Origin of the sequence: Metapseudomonas resinovorans (assembly GCF_002003485.1) — a bacterium.
Taxonomy (GTDB): domain Bacteria; phylum Pseudomonadota; class Gammaproteobacteria; order Pseudomonadales; family Pseudomonadaceae; genus Metapseudomonas; species Metapseudomonas resinovorans_D.
The window spans coordinates 61,163-81,367 of sequence record NZ_BDMA01000057.1; the positions used below are offsets into that span (position 1 = coordinate 61,163).

A 20,205-nucleotide genomic window follows, 5' to 3' on the forward strand; every position below is an offset into this window, starting at 1 on the left:
GAATGCCCGGCGGCGCTGAACGACCGCCCATTTCCCGTTATAATCCCGCGTTTTTCCGGGCCGTCCGCTGCCCGTCACATTTCCAGTCAGGCACGCACCCATGACCATCCAGGCCGCCGAAGTCGCGAAACGCCGCACCTTCGCCATCATTTCCCACCCCGACGCCGGTAAGACCACCATCACCGAGAAGCTGCTGCTGATGGGCAAGGCCATCGCCGTGGCCGGTACCGTGAAGTCGCGTAAATCCGACCGTCACGCCACCTCCGACTGGATGGAGATGGAAAAGCAGCGCGGCATCTCCATCACCACCTCGGTGATGCAGTTCCCCTATCGCGAGCACATGATCAACCTGCTCGACACCCCCGGCCACGAAGACTTCTCCGAAGACACCTACCGCACCCTGACCGCGGTGGACTCGGCGCTGATGGTCCTCGACGGCGGTAAGGGCGTAGAGCCGCGCACCATCGCCCTGATGGAAGTCTGCCGCCTGCGCGACACGCCCATCGTCAGCTTCATCAACAAGCTGGACCGTGACATCCGCGATCCCATCGAGCTGCTCGACGAAATCGAAGCGGTGCTGAAGATCAAGGCTGCGCCCATTACCTGGCCGATCGGCTGCTACAAGGACTTCAAGGGCGTCTACCACCTGTCCCAGGACAAGATCATCGTCTACACGCCGGGCCACGGCCACGAGCGCACCGAGATGAAGGTGATCGACAAGCTCGACTCCGACGAAGCGCGCACCCACCTGGGTGACCTCTACGACCGATTCATCGAGGAGCTGGAGCTGGTGCAGGGCGCCTGCCACGCGTTCGACAAGGAAGCCTTCCTCAATGGTCAGATGACCCCGGTGTTCTTCGGTACCGCCCTGGGCAACTTCGGCGTCGACCAGGTGCTCGATTGCATCGTCGACTGGGCGCCGAAGCCGCTGTCCCGCGCCACCCATGAGCGCAGTGTCGAACCGATCGAAGAGAAGTTCTCCGGCTTCGTGTTCAAGATCCAGGCGAACATGGACCCGAAACACCGCGACCGCATCGCCTTCATGCGCATCTGCTCGGGCAAGTACGAGAAGGGCATGAAGATGCGCCATGTGCGCCTCGGCAAGGACGTGAAGATCGGCGACGCCCTGACCTTCTTCTCCTCCGAGCGTGAGCAGCTGGAAGAAGCCTTCGCGGGCGACATCATCGGCCTGCACAACCACGGCACCATCCAGATCGGCGACACCTTCACCGAAGGTGAAGCCCTGGGCTTCACCGGTATCCCGCACTTCGCCCCGGAACTCTTCCGTCGCGTACGCCTGAAGGACCCGCTGAAGTCCAAGCAGCTGCGCCAGGGCCTGCAGGAGCTGGCCGAGGAAGGCGCCACCCAGGTGTTCTTCCCCGAGCGCAACAACGACATCATCCTAGGCGCCGTGGGCGTGCTGCAGTTCGATGTGGTCGCCAGCCGCCTGAAGGAGGAATACAAGGTCGAGTGCGCCTACGAGGCGATCAACGTCTGGTCGGCACGCTGGATCGAATGCAAGGACGAGAAGAAGCTCAAGGAGTTCCAGGACAAGGCCTTCGAAAACCTTGCCGTGGACGGTGGCGGCCACCTCACCTACCTGGCCCCGACCCGCGTGAACCTCAGCCTGATGGAAGAGCGCTGGCCGGACGTGAAATTCCGCGCCACTCGCGAGCACCATTGACGGCTGCCCGTGCTGCCATCCCCTCCGTAGGGTGCGCCATGCGCACCGAGCCCCAGCGCGGGAGTCGCGGTGCGCGCAGCGCACCCTACGGTCGGAAGGCGCCGAATCACGGATCGAGGGCGCCGGAAGTCCAGGTGCTCGAGGGCGCAGAACCGGTGAACTTGGCAGCTATCGCGCCTTCCGGGATCAGCCGGTCGCGATAACGAGTGACCATCACCCCCGCCTGAGGCGCCAGCAGTCGGTGTTCGCTGGACGGATCGCCGGGGATGGTGATGACACGGGCGAAACATTCACCGGCCTGAACGGCGTCGCCAAGCTCCCGCTCGAACACCAGGACCCCGGAAGTCGGCGCGAACACGGTTTCCATATGCCCGATAGGCACCGCCCTGCCCTGCCACGCCGGTAGCTGCTCCGGCTCGGCGATAAGGCCACGGGCACAAAGGAAGGTGTAAAGCCCATCGGCGTCCTGTTGCGCCAGGGTGTCACTGACGTCCGCCTGCCCACGCAACTCGACGGTGGACACCAGGCGACCTTCCACACGTCCCTCCGCCAGCCAGGGCGCAATCACCACCTCTTCGAAGGCGCCATCGCCATCTCCCTCCCAGATGATCGCGACCTCGGCCCCAAGGGCTGCCGCAAGGTCCTGGCCGGCGGGCCAGAAGCACTGGTGCAGGTAGACGTATTGCAGCGCTTCGTCGTCCGTGTGCAGGTCAAGAACGATGTCGGCATCTGCCGCCAGTCCGGACAAGGCCTTTTGCCAGACTGCCAGGTTGCCCACGGGCCGGGCCTGCGCCGCTGACCCGGGGAAGCCGCGATTGAAATTGCGGCTGCTGGACTCGTGCACGCGACCCAGGATGCGCCCATGACGGAACTGGCCGATGCCCAATGGGTTGGCCTGGGGCACCACGGTGACGCAGCCGCGCAACAAACCGTTATCAGCGGCCTGGACGAGGAGCGGCAGCAGCTTGTGCAGCACCAGCATGCCGGCGATCTCGTCCGCGTGGACCCCTGCCTGCAAGTGAACCCTGGGGCCCGGTTTGCCACTGTCCAGGCGCCAGGCCGGTACCCGCAGCTGGACACCGGAATCACTCGGAACATACAGGGAGACGTCTTCGATCATGTCCTACCTCCTCTTGGCCGCCAGACGAGTCCGGACGGTTGGTTTGTCCTCGGGCCAGGCGGTACTATCCAGGCCCATCGAGCGAAGGAAATCGCCCCTTGGATACGCCCCGCGAACGACAGCCCCGCACCAACCCCGACGAACGCCGTGAACATCTGGTGCGCGCGGCGCTGCGCTGCCTGGTCGCCGAGGGCCACGCGGGTATTTCGGTGCGCCGCATCGCCAAGGAGGCCAACGTCGCCGTTGGCTTGATCAATCATTACTTCGGCAGCATCGACGCCCTGGTCGCACAGGCCTACGAGACCCTCGCCAGCGAGGTCGCCCAGGCCCTGGTCGCCCGCATCGATGCCGCCGGCCCGGCACCTGCCGCGCGCCTCGAAGCCTTCCTGACCGGCTACTTCTCGCCGGTCACCCTGGATCCCGACCTACTCAGCCCCTGGGTGGTGTTCTGGAGCCTGATCCGCCATTCCCCGCAAGTGAACGAAGCCCACGAACGCACCTACGGCGGATCCCTGGTGCTGCTGGAAAAGCTGCTCTCGGAGCTGGCTCGCGAAGAAGGCTTTTCCATCGCCAAACCGCGTCTGGCGGCCATCGGCCTTTCGGCCATGCTCGACGGACTGTGGCTGGAGTGGTGTCTCAATCCCGCCAACTTCAGCGCTGAAGAAGGCCTCGAGATCAGCCGCCGCTGGGTCGATAGCCTGCGGCGCGGGGCTTATGCCTGAACCTATAAAAAGCCCCCTTCGCCCCTCATCACCACGCGTCCTAATTCGCCCGGCGAAACATGCTTCGTCGCTCCGCCAGGCCGAAGCCCATTTCGATCATGAAGGTCAGGCAGACGTAGATGCCCGCCACCAGCAGCAACGGTTGATAGATCTGAAAGGTCTGCGCACGCACCACGTTGGCGGCCCCCAATAGGTCGACCACTGCAACGGTGGAGGCCAGGGCGGTGGACTTGAGCAACATCACCGTTTCACCGGCCAGCGTCGGTAGCAACAGACGGATCGCCCTGGGCAGCCAGACGCGGAGCAGCACCAGGCGCTGGCGCATGCCGAAAGCCGCCGCGGCCTCCAGCTCGCCCCTGGGCACGGATTTCATGCCGCCACGGATGACTTCGCCGACATAGGCCCCCACGGAGAGCACCAGGGCGAAGACGATGTACCAGAAGCCATCGCGCAGGTACGGCCAGAGGAAGCTGCCGCGAATCAATGGGAACTGGGCAAACAGGCTCCCCAGGCCGTAGTAGAAGATGTAGATCTGCACCAGCAGCGGCGTGCCGCGAATCACGCTGGTGTAGGCAAGGCTCGTCCCCGCCAGCAACGGGTTGCGCGACATCCGCGCCAACGCCACCAGCAGTGCGAGGACGAAGCCCAGGCCGGCGGAGATGACGAGGATGAGCAAGGTGGTGCCGAGGCCGTTGAGCAGCAATTTGCCGTAGTCGAATATCCAGGTAACGGTCATCACAGGCCCTCGCTCACACCGACGGGGTCCAGCGGCGGAAGCGCCGCTCGAGCCAGCCGGAAAACAGGTTGGAGAGCACCGTCAGCAGGTAATAGAAGGCTGCGGCGGTGAGGTAGAAAGTCAGGTATTGGCGGGTCGAGCCGGCCGCCTGCTTGGCGGTGAAGAGCAGCTCGTTGGTACCGACCACGCTGATCAGGGCGCTGTCCTTGATCAGGTTGACCCAAAGGTTGGCCATGCCGGCCAGGGCGTTGGGCGCCATGATCGGCAAGGTCACCCGGCGGAACAGGCTGAACCCATTCAGGCCGAATGCGCGTGCCGCCTCGATCTGCCCATGGGGGATGGCCTCGATCGCACCCCGGAATATCTCCGAGGCATAGGCGCCCTGTACCAGGCCGAGCACAGCGATGGCCACCACCGTGCCGTTGAGTTTGAGGTCACCGTAGCCGAGCCAGGCGAACAGCTGGTTGAGCCCCATCGAACCCACGTAGTAGAGCAGCAGGATCAGCAGCAGCTCGGGCACCGCGCGACACAGGGTCGTGTAGCCACGCATGAGCTGCGCAACCGGGCGCGGACCGTTGAGCTTGCCCATGGCGACGGCAAGGCCGATCAGCATGCCGACCAGGAAGGCACCGACGGAAATCTGCAGGGTTACCCACAACCCCTTGAGCAGCGCTGGGCCCCAGCCCTGGGCACCAAAGCCGACCAGTTCAAAGTAAGACTGCATTGCAGGCCCTCATCGAGGCGGAAATGCGCCATCCCGGTCGGGCCGGGATGGCTCCGGAGGTCACTGCTTCGGCGCGACGCTGACGTCGAAGTACTTGGCGGAGATGGTCTTGTAGTCCTCGCTGGCGAGCAGCTTGCCGATGGCTTCGTCGAGACGGGCCTTGAGGGCGGTGTCTTCCTTGCGCAGGCCCGCGCCCACGCCACGGCCGAACAGCGGATCGTAGGGCACCTCGCCCTTGTTCTCGATGCCGGCGGCCTGGGCATCAGGGGATTTGACGAAGGCGCTGACAGCAATGCCATCGGCCATCATCAGATCGATGCGCCCCGCCACCAGATCGGCGTTCACCGAGTCCTGGGTGTCGTAGTAGCGCACGTCGGCGATGGCTTCGTAGTGCTGCTTCAGGTAGTTGGAGCTGACGGTGGAAAGCTGCACGCCGACCACCTTTCCTTTCAGTCCTTCGGGGTTGACGGTGACATCCAGCGCCTTGGGCGCCGCCACGGCGACCGGGGTGTCGTAATAGGCGCGGCTGAAGGCGATCTGTTTCTCGCGCTCCTCGGTGACGGACATGGAGTTGAAAATGACATCCACCTTCTTCGCCATCAGGGCCGGAATCAGGCCATCCCAGGCCACCTCGTCGATCTCGCACTGGGCCTGCATCTGTGCACAGAGCGCGCGGATCAGGTCAGGTTCGAAGCCTGCCCACTGGCCGTCCGGCTGCTTGCTGGAGAACGGCGGATAGGGTTCCGCCGCCATCGCGAACTTCAGGGTTTCGGCCTGCGCGCCCACCGCGCCGGCCATGAGCATTACCGCACCCGCCATCCAACGTGCCAGTTGAGACTTCTTCATGGTTTCTGCCCTGCTTGATGTTGTTGTGGTTAGAGCTTGTCGAACTGGCCGTGCCCGGCGGCCGGAATCAGCGATTCTGGTGGGCGGTGACGAACTGCCGGCAGCGCTCGCTGCGCGGTCTCAGGAACACTTCCTGCGGCGGCCCTTCCTCTTCGATGCGCCCCTGGTGGAGGAAGGCGACATGGCTGGAAACGTCGCGGGCGAAGGCCATTTCGTGGGTGACCAGGATCATGGTGCGGCCCTCTTCGGCCAGGGAACGGATCACCCGCAGCACTTCACCCACCAGTTCCGGGTCCAGCGCCGAGGTCGGCTCGTCGAAAAGCATGACCTTGGGCTCAACCGCCAATGCGCGGGCGATCGCCACACGCTGCTGCTGGCCGCCGGAGAGGAACGACGGGTACTCATGTCGCTTGGCGGCGAGGCCCACCCGCTCCAGCAATGCCTCGGCCCGCTCAGTGGCTTCGGCACGGCTTTCACGCAGCACCTGGATGGGCGCCTCGATGAGATTTTCCAGCACGGTGCGGTGGGGCCAGAGGTTGAAGCTCTGGAACACCATGCCAAGACGCGAGCGAATCCGGGTCAGTTGCTTCTGGTCCGCCACCATCGGTTCGCCGATACGGTTGGTGGTGAGACGAATGCTCTCGCCATCGACCGTGACGGTGCCCTGGTTGGGGATTTCCAGCATGTTGATGCAGCGCAGCAAGGTGCTTTTGCCCGAGCCGCTGGCGCCGATCAGCGACACCACTCCGCCCTCCCGGGCGGTCAGGGAAACGCCCTTGAGCACCTCGAACTGGCCAAAGCGCTTGTGGATCGAGTCCACCTCCACCATTTTCGGCCGCTCGATTTTCTCGGCCCGAACATCGGCGGGAACGGTCGGGCGCACGTCGATGAACGAGCCTGATCCCAGGGTGCTGGCAAAGCGGCGAATGCGTGCGCAGGCGTCCGCCAATTGCGCTTCGCCCAAGCTGTAGGACAGGCGCACGAAGCCATCTGCGGAAGGGCCGAAGGCGGCGGCGTCCAGCACCGCGACGCCGGTTTCGCGGAACAGTTTCCAGGCGAAGTCGAGGGAACTGAGGCCGCTGCCGCGTACGTCCAGCAGGACGAACATCCCCGCCTCGGGCTTCAGTACCTTGAGCGGTGCGCAATTCTGCAGCGCATCGACCACCAGGTCGCGGCGACGGCGGTAGAGCTCACGCATTTCCCCAGTCACCTGGTCGTATGTGCGCACGGCGGTCAACGCCGCTTCCTGCACGAAACCAGGAAGTCCATACAGAACGTTCAACGCCAGGTTTTCGATGTGGGCCACCAGCTCGGGGCCAGCCACCACCCAGCCGGTGCGCCAGCCGGTCATGGCGTGGGACTTGGACAGGCTGCCGATACTGACGGTGCGCTCGTGCATGCCCGGCAATGTGGTGAAGTAGCGATGCGGCTGTTCGAAGGTGAGGCTCTCGTAAACCTCATCCACGACAACCCATAGGTCATGCTGTTGCGCCAGCCCGGCGATGGCCTGCAGTTCCTCGGTGTTGAGTACCACGCCGGTTGGGTTGTTGGGGTTGGCGAAGAAGATGGCGCGAGTTCGTTCGCTGACGGCCGAGCGCAAGGCGTCGAGGTCAGGCCTGAAGCCGCCCTCCGCCGGGCAGGGCACACGCACCAGCGTGGCGCCGGTAGCCTTCAGAGTCGCTTCGTAGGTGACGTAGACCGGATCGAAGACGATGACCTCATCACCAGCTTCCAGCAGGCACATGGCCGCCGCATAGAGTCCGTTCTGCGCGCCAGCCACGAGGATCGCGCTGTCCGCCGTTACCGGCTGGCCGGTCAGGCGGCCGTGCAGATCGGCGATGGCTTGGCGCAGCTCGGGGCGGCCGGCGACGTCGCAGTAGTGGGTGTCACCCGCTTGCAAGGCCTGGATGGCGGCGGTGGTGATGGGTTCCGGGGTGGCGAAGTCCGGGTCGCCGATGCTGAGGACGATCACATCTTCGCCCGCACGTTGGGCGGCGATGGCCGCGTAATGAATATCCCAGGCGGCTGTGCCTGGCCCTGCCATTCTCTCCACAAGCGAAGCGAAACGCATGTTCGGGCCCCATTTCTAAGGGTGGAATCCGGGTCACGTGGCTGCATCGGCGAACCGGCGAGTGGGCCAACCATAGCCCAGCATGAACGAGTGTTCAATAGCGTTTTCAGCCTTGTCTCCCTGGCCCTCCTCGATGCCCCGAGGCAGAGCGGATGCACCGCAAAAATCCGCCCGAACGCCCCGGGAATGGGCATGTCGAACCGGGAAAAGGCGGTATATGCTGGCGCCATGCTGATCGATACCCACAACCACCTGGACTTCCCGGACTTCGACGCCGACCGCGACGAGGTACTGGCGCGCTGCCGCGCACGGGGCGTGCGCCGCCAGGTGCTGCTCGGCGTATTCCGCGAGAACTGGGAGCGGGTCTGGGACATGGCCAACGCCGGGGATGACTTCTGCACCGCACTCGGCCTGCATCCGATCTACCTGGCGCAACACCGGGACGAGCACGTGCGGGAACTGCGCCAGTGGCTGGAACGCCATGCGGGCCACCCCCGGCTTTGCGCGGTCGGGGAAATCGGCCTGGACTACTTCGTCCCTGAACTCGACCGCGATGCCCAGCAGCACCTGTTCGAGGCCCAGCTGAAGCTGGCGGCGGAGTTCGAGCTACCGCCGCTGCTGCATGTACGACGCAGTCATGCAGCGGTGATCGCCACCCTGAAGCGCTTCCGTCTCAAGCGTCCCGGCATCATCCACGCCTTTGCCGGCAGCCTCGAGGAAGCGAAGGAGTACCGCAAGCTGGGCTTTCGCCTGGGCCTTGGCGGTGCGCCCACCTGGCACCAGGCCAATCGCCTTCGCAAGGTGGTGGCGCAGTTGCCGCTGGAGGACATCGTCCTGGAAACCGACTCGCCGGACATGGCCCCCGCCATGCATCCCTATGGCCGCAACAGCCCGGAGTTCCTGCCGGACATTTGCCTGGCCCTGGCGGAGATCCGCGGCGTTACGCCGGAAGAGCTGGCCCAAGCGAGTACGCGCAATGCTTGTGCGGTATTCGGCTGGAGCGATCTGGCAGGGTGAACATTCCGTTGTAGGGGCGAATTCATTCGCCAAGGGCAACGCAGTTGTCCCTCCTGACCACGTTAGGCAGACCTTCGGCCTGCTTGGCGAATGAATTCGCCCCTACAGAAAGACCGCGAACACCGAGCACAAAAAAAGCCCGCCAATCGGCGGGCTTTTTCATGAGGTCAAACCTCAGACCCGGAACGCACCAATCAGCTGCTTGAGCTGCGCGACCTGGCCGGACAGTTCGCGACTGGCCTTCTCGGTCTGGTTCGCCCCTTCGGCGGTGCGCTCGCCCGCGTGGTTGATCTCCACGATGTTCTGGTCGATATCGTGGGCCACTGCGGTCTGCTGTTCAGCGGCTGCGGCGATCTGCTGGTTCTGGTCGACGATCATGCCCACCGCGCCAAGGATGTTCTCCAGCGCTGCCTGCACCTTGCCGGACTGGTTGACGGTGCCGTCGGCCATCTGGTGGCTGACGTTCATTGCCTTGACCGCAGCGCCGACACCGCCCTGCAGCCTGACGATCATCTGCTCGATTTCCTCGGTGGACTGCTGGGTACGCTTGGCCAGCGTACGCACCTCATCTGCCACCACGGCGAAACCACGTCCCTGCTCGCCGGCACGCGCCGCTTCGATGGCAGCGTTCAGGGCCAGCAGGTTGGTCTGCTCGGCGATGCCCTTGATCACTTCCAGCACGCGGCTGATGGAGGCGCTGTCCGCAGCCAGCTGGTTGATCACGTTCACCGACTGGTCGATCTCGCTGGCCAGTTTCTCGATGCTGCCCAACTGGGACTCCACCAGAGCGCGGCCGCTGACGGTTTCCTGGTTGACACTCTGGGCGCTGTCCACGGCTGCGGCGGCACTGCGCGCCACTTCTTGCGCGGTGGCCGACATCTGGTTCATGGCCGTGGCCACCTGCTCGATCTGGCTGCGTTGCCCGGCGACGGCGATGTTGCTTTCACCCGAAACCTGCTCGACGCGCCCGGCCTGGCGCTCCACTTCGGACACGGTATGGCCAACCAGTTCGATCAGGTCGTGGATCTTCGCGACGGTGCCGTTGAACACCTGGCCCAACTCACCCAGCTCATCACGACTCTCAGCCCGGAAACTCACGGTCATGTCGCCGCCGGCAACCTGATCCATCACCTTGCCCAGGCTCTTCAGGGTAGTGCGCGTGGACACATAGAAGCCGCTGTAGAGGTAGACGATGGCGAGGAACACCACCACCAGCGCTACCACCAGCAACACGGTCTGTACGCGCTTGCCAGCCAGGCGGCTTTCCAGCTCTGCCTTGAGGAACGCCAGGGCGCCGTCGTTGAGCTGGTAGGTCTTTTCCAGAGAGGTGCTGACCTGGTCGTAGAACTGCTGCCAGGGCGTGTCGAGAGTGTCGGCCATGATGACCTTGTCCTCGAACAGCGTGGCGTTCTGCTTGAGGGTGTCGCGGCTGGCGGCGGTCAGCGCGTCCAGTGCCTGATGACCGCGCGGGCTGCCGTCGAGGGCATCGGCGATCTTCAGGCCGTATTCGGCGTTGAGTTTGTCCAGGTCCAGCAGCAGGTCGTCGAGCTTGGTGCTGGCGGCGGAGTTGAGGAAGCCCTGGCCCAGGGAATAGGCGCCAATGGCGCGGCCTTTGCCGAGTGCCATGGTGACTTGCGGCGTGGTAGTGGTGACCAGCTCGGTGATCTGGCGAACGTCAGCCTGGTCGTCCTGGCCGAGCCCGGCCTGCCCGGCGACGAACTTCATGAAGACCTGGGAGTTGCCCAGCAACTTCTCGATCATCGCGCTCTTGCTCTGCAGGGACGTCTCGCCCTTGGCAGTCTGCAGGGCAGCGACCAGCTCGTCGCGCTTGGCATTGAAGGCTTCGACCTGCTCAGGCTCGGAGGCGACCGGCGCCAGGCCCTGGAGAGTCTTGAGCAGATCCTGCTCGAGACTGGTGATGCGCTTCTCCAGGTCCCCGGCCTGACCCGACTGGCCAATCATCGAATTGATCAGGACCAGGTCGTTGAGACTTTCCAGATTGCGCCGCACATTCAGGCTGGCACCCAGCAGGTCCAGGCTCTGCAGCTCGGAACGGGTATTGACGAATTGACGGTAGGAGTCGCGCACCAGATAGAAATTGGTGATCAACATCGGCAGGAAGAACAGAACACTGATCAGGCTGAACTTCATGCCGAAGCTGAGTCGGTTCATTAGGGCGATGGCAGGATACAACAGGGTCTTCACGAGACTTCTCCTGTTCTCATTTATTGTTATGGGCGCGTTCCGAATGACTGACAGTGCTCCGCCGAGGCCCGGCAGCTTCTCCCCACTGCCAGACGGCGGCCGGATTTCAATCAGCTGCTTCTGTGAGCCATGTCAGACAATTCTGGCGCGCTCATCTGTGTACCCGATATCGGCAGGAGTTTCTGTAACTAAAGGTTAAGCAGGAAGGGCCCGCCCGACGGTTGCGTCAGGCAGGCGATGGAGCGGAGATCAGAACAGGAGCGCCCAGACGGCGAAGCCGGCGTACCAGAGCACGGCGGCGCGAACCAGCAGTTGCCAGAGAGCGTCCAGGGTTGCCACGCCGGCATCGCCACTGACGGGCTCCGGCAGTTCGGCAGCGGCACGACCGGCCAGTTCGATGTACTGCCGAGCCGAGATGTCCCAGTTCAGCAATTCATGCAGCAGCACCCGGCTGACCCCGACGAAATTGCCCACCAGCGAGAAACTCGCTGCCAGCACGCGGACAGGTAGCCAGTCGAAGGCATGACGAATCGACTCCGCACGCTCTTGCAGGGCAGGCGTCGCAGCATGCTCGGCCGCCAGCGCAAACAGCCGGTAGGCCAGGGCCGCCACGGGCCCCAGCAGCGCATACCAGAAGATCACCGCAAAGAAGCCTTGATACGCCTGCCAGAGCTGATAACCCTGAACCTGTTGCAACAGGTCGCCGCCCTCGTCCGCCTCCAGTCCGAGGTCGCGTTCGGCGACGTGATAGGCAGCCTGGGTGTCACCGCGACGCCAGGCATCACGGAAGGGGCCGAGGTCGGCCAGCACGTCTCCACGTCCCAGGCTGTAGATGATCACCAGCAGGTGCACCGGAAATGCCAACCAGCCATAGGCCACCGGCTCCAGGAGCAGCAGGAGCAGCGCCAGCAACACCAGGGGCGGCAAGACCAGCAGCGCCAGAATCGCCCAGGGACGCTCGCTCAGGCGTGGATTGTTTTCAGCCTTGGCCAGCTCGCGCAGCCAGAAGCCGTCTTGCTGGATATGCCGACGCCAGGCGGAGAATTTCTCGATCCAGAGCACCAGCAACAACACCAGAAAATACATGGGTCCCTCCTCTTCCTAAGGTTTGAGTGCAGCCCGCAGACGCGCCCAATCGAATGCCGGCCCCGGATCGGTCTTGCGCCCCGGGGCGATATCGCTGTGGCCACAGATCCGCTCCGGCGTGATGGTCGGGAACACGAGGCGCAACTGCTCCACCAATGCGATCAGCGCAGCGTACTGAGGTTCCGTGAACGGCAGATCATCGGTGCCTTCCAGCTCAATTCCCAGGGAAAAATCGTTGCAGTTGTCCCGTCCATCGAACAGGGAAACGCCCGCGTGCCACGCGCGTTCATTGCAGGACACGAACTGGGTGACGGCGCCATCGCGCTCGATCAGGAAATGCGCGGACACCTTGAGATCGCGAATACCCTCGAAGTAGGGATGCTCGGCGGGATCAAGGCGATTCTGGAAGAACTCCTGCACCTTCCCCGTGCCGAACTGCGCGGGCGGCAGGCTGATGTTGTGGATCACCAGCAGGGAGACTTCCCCCTGCGGGCGACAGTTGAAGTTGGGCGATGGGCAGTGGCTGATGCCCTGGCACCAACCGGATGCGAGGTCCAGCTGCATGTCGGCTCCTTGGTATGCCGCCCACTTTAGGCGCAGTGGAGCCATTTTAGCGAGAGGCGCAATACGGAGCGGAGCCTTGTAGGGTGCGCTGCGCGCACAGCAACCCTCGCGCGGAGGCGTTGGTGCGCACGGCGCACCCTACCTTCGCTCTAAGTCGTGCCCCCACCAGGCCGACTCAATCAAGCCCCCTTGAGCCGCCGCAGGTTGCCGATCACCGACTCCAGGGCACGATCAAACAGCAGGGCGTCGTCCAGCAGGCGAATCGCCTGACGGCGGAACTCCACCGCGAGGCCCATGCGGGTCTTCTCCAGCACTTTCATGCCGGTACGGTTGACGAAGATATACTTGCCGGTGGGCTTGATCAGCGCCGCCAGCTTGCAACGCAGCTTGTGCTCTTCGTCTTCCTGGAACTCGACCCAGCTGCCGACGCGCAGGTTGTCGACGAAGCCAAGGGCCTCATCGTCATCCGCCAGGCTGACCTCGGGCTCCTGCACCTGGGTTTCACCGGGTGCGGCCAGGACGATTTCCTCGACCACGGCAACCATGGCCGGTGCGTGCTCATCTTCCGGCTCATCTTCATCCGGCAGATCAAGCAGCAGAGGCGGTGACTCGAGGCCGTCGTCGGCAACCACTTCCACCGGTTCGGGCTTGCGGAAACGCTGGAAGGCCTGGACGTGCAAGGCCTCCAGCTGGCTGAAGAATTCACTGGTGGAGAAGGGATCGAACGCGGCGCTGGCCAACCCTTCGCGCAGGGACTTGAGCAGGCCCGGCACCAACTCCAGCAGGCGGGCACGCGCCTCGGGAGCCTCGTGGGGCTCCACGCTCCAGATCAGGTCGTCCATGGTCTGCTGGCTGGCTTGCCATTCAGACGACTCCACGCCGTGCTTGAGGCAGCTCAGCAGCATGACCTTGCTCCAGGCTTCCTGCAGCAGGCGCACCACCACTTCCGGCAGGGTGCGGCCCAGCAGACGCTGGTTGAGCGCTTCCTCTACCTGCCGACGAGCCAGTTCTGCCTTCGCGCGGCCTTCTTCGGCATCGCGGGTGCGCTGCTCCAGGAGCTCGCTGCGACGGCGCTCGTCACCGGTGTAGGAAAGGAACTCGGCAAGCAGCTCGGAGAAGATCGCCGGATCGTCGACGAAGTCGTTCAGCAGGCGCTGCACCACTTGTTCGATGCGCTGGTAGAGGTTGTCGCGCTGGGCATCGTCCTGCTCCACCCACCCCAGGGCGGCAGAGGCAATTTCGTTGAGCAGGCGACGTGCTGGATGGCTGCCGCGGCTGAAGAAGGTCTTGTCCAGCAGGGCGACCTTGAGCATGGGGATCTGCATCCGGCCGATGAGGGCCTTGAGCGAATCCGGCAGGGTGCGGTCGTCGAGGATGAACTCGAAGAGCATGGACACCAGGTTGATGACATCGTCGTCCACCTGACCCACCACCCGTGAACGGCCGCTACGGGCACTGGCGCGGGTCAGCAACTGGTCGAGGCTCACGCGCAGGTCGTAGTCATCGTTGTGCTGTTGTGGCAGGTGCTGCTGCAGGTGCGATAGCAGTCGCATCAGATCGATGCTGCTCACCGGCACCGCGTCGGCGGGATGCTGGCGTGCTGGCAACGCGGTGCCACGAACCTGGGACAGCAGGTCCTGGAGCACCCCAAAAACTTCCTGAACGCCTTCGTCATGGGCCTGGCCAGCGCCCACAGTCGCAGCACCGGACTGGGTCGACGGCGCACTGGGGGCGGAATGATGCGACTGGCGCCGCGCCGGAGCCGAGCGCAGCTCCGGCAGCACGCCGGCCGCCACCAGTTGTTGGTTGGCTTCGGCGTAGATCTGGTCCAGCTCGGTGAGAACGTACTTCTCGAACAGCTTGAGGATGATCAGCTTGACCTTGATCTCGACGCCAAGGCTGCGGCACGCATCGAGGAAAACCTCGCACAGCAGGCGCGGGCCCAGCGGGTTGGACTTGTCGTCGACCTTCTTGCTGACCAGGGTGTTGAGGCGAGTGGTGAGGTGGCCGAGGGCAATACCATCGCGTGCCATCACCTTGGCGACCATGGCGTCCAGCGCCACGGCTTCCTCGAGTTCGTCGTTCTGCACCAGGGACAGGCTATCGAAGGACACCGCGTCCAGTTGCGGCGCCTTGCCTATCTCGTACTGATTGAGGGACGAGAATGACTCGAAAACCTTCTGCAGGAAGGTTCGCTCGATGCTCTTGCGCTTGAGCCGCAGGTCGCGCATCGCCTCGAAGAAGGCATTCTGCTCGGCGTTACTGGTGGCACGGTCCGCCATCTCGAAGAGGGTGTCGTCCGCATTGTCGAACAGCACCTGAAGCGCCTGCTTCAGCTGCAATGCCACTTTGTCGCGCACCTGGATCAAGGCCACGGGCAGCCTTCCTACCGGCGAGGTTGGCGATTGCTGGGCGGCCCCCTTGTTCAGCGGCACCACCTTAGCGTCGGTCTGCATCACGAGCCTCCCGCAGGCCGAGCCCTTCCAAAGGACCTATCGGACCACGATTCGAACATGGGGAGTCATCCATAACGTCAAGCATCTGGCGTCAAAAATAGAAATTTCCGACGTCATTATAGGGATGCTGCCGTGACAACCAAGCGGCGTTTTCCTACAGACATGAATTAAGTCACAGATGCAGGGCTTCCCACCGACAAACGCACGGCACGCCCCGTGACTTCTAGCAGAAAGCGCGGACCGGTTGTTCATCGGCACTGCGCCGGTCGTCGGCAGCCTTTATAATCGCCGCCATCCTGCTTGCGGAGCCCACCATGCCCAACCTTCTTCTCGCTGACCTCGCTGCTGAAATCGAGGCCAACGTACGCACCGCCCTCAAGGAAGACATCGGCAGCGGCGACATCACCGCCCAGCTCATCCCGGAGGATCGCCAGGCCCGCGCAACCGTGATTACCCGCGAAGCGGCCATCATCAGCGGTACCGCCTGGGTAAACGAGGTATTCCGCCAGCTCGATCCGCGCGTGAAAGTGGAATGGCAGGTCCAGGACGGCCAGCGCGCCGAAGCCAACCAGGCCCTGTTCCATCTCGAGGGCCCGGCCCGCGCCCTGCTCAGCGGCGAGCGCAGCGCTCTCAACTTCCTTCAGTGCCTGTCGGCCGTCGCCACCCGCGTTGGCCACTATGTGGAGCTGGTGAAAGACACCCAGGTGAAGCTCCTCGACACCCGCAAGACCCTGCCCGGCCTGCGCCTCGCGCAGAAATACGCCGTGACCTGCGGCGGCGGCCACAACCACCGCATCGGCCTGTACGACGCCTTCCTCATCAAGGAAAACCACATCGCAGCCAGCGGCGGTATCGCCCAGGCCATCGAAGCAGCCCACCGCATCGCCCCCGGCAAGCCCGTGGAAGTTGAAGTGGAAAGCCTGGACGAACTCCAGCAGGCCCTCGACGCCGGCGCCGACATCATCATGCTCGACGAACTCAGCCTCGACGACATGCGCACCGCCGTCACCCTCACCGCCGGCCGCGCCAAACTCGAAGCCTCCGGCGGCGTCAACGAAACCACCCTGCGCACCATCGCCGAAACCGGCGTCGACTACATCTCCATCGGCACCCTGACCAAAGACGTCAAGGCCATCGACCTGTCGATGCGCCTCAGCCTCTGAGCCAAACGCCAGACAACAAAAAGCCCCGCGATTGCGGGGCTTTTTGTTTGGATCATGGTGCCGGTGAAAGGAATCGAACCCTCGACCTTCTCATTACGAATGAGCTGCTCTACCGACTGAGCTACACCGGCGTGCGATGCGCCTCTAGGGCTGCGCGATGATACCCAAACGCGCTACGCAGAAAAAGCCCATCAATCAACGAGCAACAGCTGGAAGCTGCCCATCACGCACATTACTTCGCATCCGGACGAACTCCCTGACTTGGGGGTTGTCCCCACGCCAAATAACGTTATCGATGAAGTAGTGGTGAATATTGATAAAGAGAATAAACGACAGCAGGAATAAGTTAGGCGTGATCTCACCGGAATGCAGTGCCATACCGTCCAAACCTTTCGGTATCAGATAGAAAGCCAATGCAGCGAGAACGAACGCCCCGCCCCACCATAGCAAGTGCCCCTCTACTACACCACGCCCGGAATGCTCGACTTTGTTACGCGTAAAGACGCCACTGAACAGGAGGTACTGTAGGGAATGGAAGAATGGAATCATGTAAAAGAAGAAGTGGTGCGACAGTAACGGCGAGAGCCAAAGATAAATCACCAGCAAGGGCGTCACAGCCGTAAGGCTCGGCAATTTTTTATTGCTCAGGCTTCTTGCAATGAACAGACCTAGCAGCGGAACCACTCCCAAGAAAGAAGCGGCATAGATGAGGTCCGCCCAGTTGGAAAGCAGGGAAAACGTCGCATACTTCAATCCCCAGTAGTCAACCTGTCCCTTCCCCGTGAATAGCTTGAGAAATGACACCCACCACAGGGGAAACAGCGAGTACCTGACAATACACTGCTCTAGCTTACTGAAGTAAACACCTTGGCCGCCCGAATACACAATGAAGCAGCCATAGGCTTGCTTTACATAGTGCCAACCGACGAAGAAGAACATACTATAGAGCAAGCCACTGAAAAGCTGAGATGAGTCTTGAACAAAGCCAAATACGATGACACCCAGCAGTACGAGCGGCACTACAATCCCTGCAAAGAAGAAACGAGGGCTTTTCAAGATTTTTGAGAAATGCCCTCCATAAAAAATCTCATAGCTGATCAGAAAGTGGGGGCCATTTACAAAGAAGGCCAGCACCCACATCCACCAAGCAATATCAAGAATGTCAGAATCAATCCCACTCGCCAAAACCGATATATACACGATTATCGACAAGCCACCGATCAATAGGAAATCAGTGACTGGACTAAAGAACGACCTACTGGCTACGGTATTCATTTTTCTTCACCTAAAAGAAAATGCACCACTGAGGGTGCATTTTCTATACCAATACCGTCGTAAAGATTACGGGGTGGTCGGACCAGGAGTAGCCGGACCAGGAGCAGCGGGAGCAGTGATGTTGTTCTTGGTAATAGCACCTTGAGCAACGGTGTTAGTAACGGTGGTAGTGTTGTTCCAAGTGAGCGAAGAACCACCGGCGTTTGGTGCAGGAGTCATGGTGATAACCAGACCATCCACACCGGTGCCAATGCCAGTTGCCAGGGTCAGAGCAATGACTCCGTCGGTAACAGTTGCGCTAGCAACTTCTTTAGTCGGAGTGAAGGTCGGAATACCAGTTGCACCACCATCACAGGAAGTCAGAACGCCACCTGCTTCTTGCGAGCACAAAGCAACCGCAGTCTTAAGCGAGTCAGCAGCAGTCAGCGCGTTACCAACCTTCGCTTTGATGGTGTAGTCCTGATACTGCGGAATGGCCACAGCAGCCAGAATACCGATGATCGCAACCACGATCATCAATTCAATCAGGGTAAAACCTTTTTGTGCCTTCATTCGTTGATCCTCAAATGTGTCAGGCAAGTTGCCTACGCCACATCTAGCAGAAGGCATGCCAATTCACCCAGCCGCTCTTATATGGCCGAAAATCATTGACCCCAGCGCGCTGCACCGCTGCTGCGGAATCTTGACCGTAGCACTCCATCGAAACTCACAAGCCTCCCCATCCAGCCACTAACTGCCATTTTTTGTCACTCGCCATGGACGCATTTGGCGCCATGGTTCAACTACGTTATAAGGCAGAGTCAAATCCGGCAGACTGACGCTTCCTCATGAACGAGACCGCTCCCACGCTATCTGGCCTGGCCAAACAACTGGTGCTGACCAATCTCCTCGATGAGCGGAGCGCCCTGCAGGCCCATACCCAGGCGCAGCGCAACAAGATCCCGTTGATCACCTACCTGGTGCAGAACAAGCTGCTGAAAAGCCGGGACTTGGCCGAGATGGCGGCAGAACAGTTCGGCGTTGCATTCCTGGACTTGAGTTGCATCGACAAGGACTCACAGCCCAAGGAGCTAGTCAGCGAGAAGCTTATTCGGCAGCACCGAGCCCTGCCCCTGTGGCGGCGCGGTAACAAGCTGTTCGTGGCTATCTCCGACCCCACCAATCATCAGGCCGTAACGGACATCCAGTTCAGCACCGGGCTCAACACCGAAGCCATTCTGGTAGAAGACGACAAGCTCGGCGATGCCATCGAGAAGTTCTTCGACAGTGCCAATAGCGGCATGGAAGACCTGGGCGACGTCGATCTGGATGGTGTTGATGTCGAGGCCGTGGATGACGACAAAAACGACAGCTCCGGCGGCGTAGATGCCGACGATGCCCCGGTCGTTCGTTTTGTCAACAAAATGCTATTGGATGCAATTCGCGGCGGCTCTTCAGACCTGCACTTCGAACCCTACGAGCGCTCCTACCGGGTTCGATTCCGTACCGACGGCATGCTGCATGAAGTGGCCAAGCCTCCGATCCAATTGGCCAGCCGGATTGCCGCGCGCCTCAAGGTAATGGCGGCCCTGGATATTTCCGAGCGACGAAAGCCTCAGGACGGCCGGATCAAGATGAAGATTTCCAAGGCGAAATCCATCGACTTCCGCGTCAACACCCTGCCCACCCTCTGGGGCGAGAAAATCGTGATGCGTATTCTCGACCCTACCAGTGCACAGATGGGTATCGATGCGCTGGGTTATGAGGAGGAACAGAAAGAGCTGTATCTGATGGCGTTGAAGCAGCCACAAGGCATGATCCTGGTGACAGGCCCAACTGGCTCAGGGAAAACAGTTTCCCTCTATACCGGCATCAATATTCTCAACACAGTGGACATCAACATTTCCACGGCCGAAGACCCGGTGGAGATCAACCTTGAGGGCATCAACCAGGTCAACGTCAACCCAAAACAGGGCATGGACTTCGCCCAGGCGCTACGTGCTTTCCTGCGTCAGGACCCGGACGTGATCATGGTGGGTGAGATTCGTGACCTGGAAACGGCCGAGATCGCCATCAAAGCGGCCCAGACTGGCCACATGGTCCTCTCGACGTTGCACACCAACAGCGCCGCAGAAACCCTGACCCGCCTGCGCAACATGGGCGTACCTGCCTTCAACATTGCCACGTCGGTCAACCTGATCATCGCGCAGCGGCTGGCACGTAAATTGTGTAGCCATTGCAAGAAGGAAGTGGATGTCCCTCGGGAGACGCTCATCAATGAAGGCTTCCCGGAAAACCGGATTGGCAGCTTCAAACTTTACGCTCCCGTCGGCTGCGAAAACTGCAATCAGGGTTACAAGGGGCGAGTAGGTATTTATGAAGTGGTTAAAATCACGCCCCCCCTGCAGCAGCTTATTATGGAGGAAGGCAACTCCATCCAGATCGCCCAGCAGGCGCGCCGCGATGGCTTCAATGACCTGCGAACCTCCGGCCTCGTGAAAGCCATGAACGGCATCACCAGCCTCGAGGAAGTCAACCGCGTGACCAAGGATTAAGC

At 62.0% G+C, this 20,205-nt stretch carries 17 protein-coding genes and 1 tRNA gene; 5 read left to right on the plus strand and 13 right to left on the minus strand.

What is annotated here, in order from left to right; all coding sequences use genetic code 11:
* The first annotated feature begins 100 nt into the window (after nt 1-100).
* Nucleotides 101-1,684: a peptide chain release factor 3 gene (locus MnOB_RS15140; RefSeq protein WP_077525052.1), complete on the plus strand. Its 1,584-nt coding sequence runs from the start codon at nt 101-103 to the stop codon at nt 1,682-1,684.
* A 106-nt stretch (nt 1,685-1,790) separates the two neighbouring features.
* Here the strand turns inward: MnOB_RS15140 and MnOB_RS15145 are convergent, their stop codons facing one another.
* The gene (locus MnOB_RS15145; protein ID WP_077525053.1) at nt 1,791-2,804 is read right to left on the minus strand and encodes a M14 family metallopeptidase; all 1,014 of its coding nucleotides are present in this window, start codon (nt 2,802-2,804) and stop codon (nt 1,791-1,793) included.
* 98 nt (nt 2,805-2,902) lie between these two features.
* On the opposite strand from MnOB_RS15145, the gene MnOB_RS15150 reads away from it, so the two are divergent.
* Nucleotides 2,903-3,526 (plus strand): TetR family transcriptional regulator C-terminal domain-containing protein, encoded by a 624-nt coding sequence (locus MnOB_RS15150; RefSeq protein WP_077525054.1) that lies wholly within the window; start codon nt 2,903-2,905, stop codon nt 3,524-3,526.
* 40 nt (nt 3,527-3,566) lie between these two features.
* On the opposite strand, the gene MnOB_RS15155 is transcribed toward MnOB_RS15150, so the two are convergent.
* The 4 genes from MnOB_RS15155 to MnOB_RS29430 all read right to left on the minus strand — a co-directional run bounded on the left by MnOB_RS15155 (nt 3,567) and on the right by MnOB_RS29430 (nt 7,903).
* Nucleotides 3,567-4,262, minus strand: a complete 696-nt coding sequence (locus MnOB_RS15155; protein ID WP_077525055.1) for an ABC transporter permease — start codon at nt 4,260-4,262, stop codon at nt 3,567-3,569.
* Between the two features lie 13 nt (nt 4,263-4,275).
* Nucleotides 4,276-4,986 (minus strand): ABC transporter permease, encoded by a 711-nt coding sequence (locus MnOB_RS15160; protein ID WP_077525056.1) that lies wholly within the window; start codon nt 4,984-4,986, stop codon nt 4,276-4,278.
* A 60-nt stretch (nt 4,987-5,046) separates the two neighbouring features.
* Nucleotides 5,047-5,832 carry a transporter substrate-binding domain-containing protein gene (locus MnOB_RS15165; RefSeq protein WP_077525057.1) on the minus strand — a complete coding sequence of 262 codons (786 nt, stop codon included), beginning with the start codon at nt 5,830-5,832 and terminating at the stop codon, nt 5,047-5,049.
* A gap of 67 nt (nt 5,833-5,899) precedes the next feature.
* Nucleotides 5,900-7,903 carry an aminotransferase class I/II-fold pyridoxal phosphate-dependent enzyme gene (locus tag MnOB_RS29430; RefSeq protein WP_077525058.1) on the minus strand — a complete coding sequence of 668 codons (2,004 nt, stop codon included), beginning with the start codon at nt 7,901-7,903 and terminating at the stop codon, nt 5,900-5,902.
* A 192-nt stretch (nt 7,904-8,095) separates the two neighbouring features.
* On the opposite strand from MnOB_RS29430, the gene MnOB_RS15175 reads away from it, so the two are divergent.
* A complete protein-coding gene (locus MnOB_RS15175; protein WP_234358269.1) occupies nt 8,096-8,920 on the plus strand; it encodes a TatD family hydrolase in 825 nt (274 codons plus the stop codon).
* A 22-nt stretch (nt 8,921-8,942) separates the two neighbouring features.
* On the opposite strand, the gene MnOB_RS28865 is transcribed toward MnOB_RS15175, so the two are convergent.
* The 5 genes from MnOB_RS28865 to MnOB_RS15195 all read right to left on the minus strand — a co-directional run bounded on the left by MnOB_RS28865 (nt 8,943) and on the right by MnOB_RS15195 (nt 15,231).
* Nucleotides 8,943-9,083, minus strand: a complete 141-nt coding sequence (locus tag MnOB_RS28865) for a hypothetical protein (protein WP_158713824.1) — start codon at nt 9,081-9,083, stop codon at nt 8,943-8,945.
* A gap of 11 nt (nt 9,084-9,094) precedes the next feature.
* Nucleotides 9,095-11,125: a methyl-accepting chemotaxis protein gene (locus tag MnOB_RS15180; RefSeq protein ID WP_077525059.1), complete on the minus strand. Its 2,031-nt coding sequence runs from the start codon at nt 11,123-11,125 to the stop codon at nt 9,095-9,097.
* A 249-nt stretch (nt 11,126-11,374) separates the two neighbouring features.
* Nucleotides 11,375-12,211, minus strand: a complete 837-nt coding sequence (gene ampE, locus MnOB_RS15185; RefSeq protein ID WP_077525060.1) for a regulatory signaling modulator protein AmpE — start codon at nt 12,209-12,211, stop codon at nt 11,375-11,377.
* A gap of 15 nt (nt 12,212-12,226) precedes the next feature.
* A complete protein-coding gene (ampD, locus tag MnOB_RS15190) occupies nt 12,227-12,775 on the minus strand; it encodes a 1,6-anhydro-N-acetylmuramyl-L-alanine amidase AmpD (protein ID WP_077525061.1) in 549 nt (182 codons plus the stop codon).
* Nucleotides 12,776-12,954: 179 nt separating this feature from the next.
* Nucleotides 12,955-15,231 carry a DUF1631 domain-containing protein gene (locus MnOB_RS15195; RefSeq protein WP_077525062.1) on the minus strand — a complete coding sequence of 759 codons (2,277 nt, stop codon included), beginning with the start codon at nt 15,229-15,231 and terminating at the stop codon, nt 12,955-12,957.
* A gap of 314 nt (nt 15,232-15,545) precedes the next feature.
* Between MnOB_RS15195 and nadC the strand changes: the two genes are divergently transcribed.
* The gene (nadC, locus tag MnOB_RS15200; RefSeq protein WP_077525063.1) at nt 15,546-16,394 is read left to right on the plus strand and encodes a carboxylating nicotinate-nucleotide diphosphorylase; all 849 of its coding nucleotides are present in this window, start codon (nt 15,546-15,548) and stop codon (nt 16,392-16,394) included.
* A 55-nt stretch (nt 16,395-16,449) separates the two neighbouring features.
* Here nadC and MnOB_RS15205 read toward each other — a convergent pair.
* The 3 genes from MnOB_RS15205 to MnOB_RS15215 all read right to left on the minus strand — a co-directional run bounded on the left by MnOB_RS15205 (nt 16,450) and on the right by MnOB_RS15215 (nt 18,221).
* Nucleotides 16,450-16,525, minus strand: a tRNA-Thr gene (locus MnOB_RS15205).
* A 64-nt stretch (nt 16,526-16,589) separates the two neighbouring features.
* On the minus strand, nt 16,590-17,669 hold the full coding sequence (locus tag MnOB_RS15210; protein WP_077525064.1) for a hypothetical protein: 1,080 nt from the start codon (nt 17,667-17,669) through the stop codon (nt 16,590-16,592).
* Nucleotides 17,670-17,735: 66 nt separating this feature from the next.
* Nucleotides 17,736-18,221, minus strand: coding sequence for a pilin (locus MnOB_RS15215; protein ID WP_077525065.1), 486 nt, complete (start codon nt 18,219-18,221; stop codon nt 17,736-17,738).
* Between the two features lie 275 nt (nt 18,222-18,496).
* Here MnOB_RS15215 and pilB point away from each other — a divergent pair, with 275 nt between their 5' ends.
* On the plus strand, nt 18,497-20,203 hold the full coding sequence (gene pilB, locus MnOB_RS15220; protein ID WP_077525066.1) for a type IV-A pilus assembly ATPase PilB: 1,707 nt from the start codon (nt 18,497-18,499) through the stop codon (nt 20,201-20,203).
* The last annotated feature ends 2 nt before the right edge of the window (nt 20,204-20,205 follow it).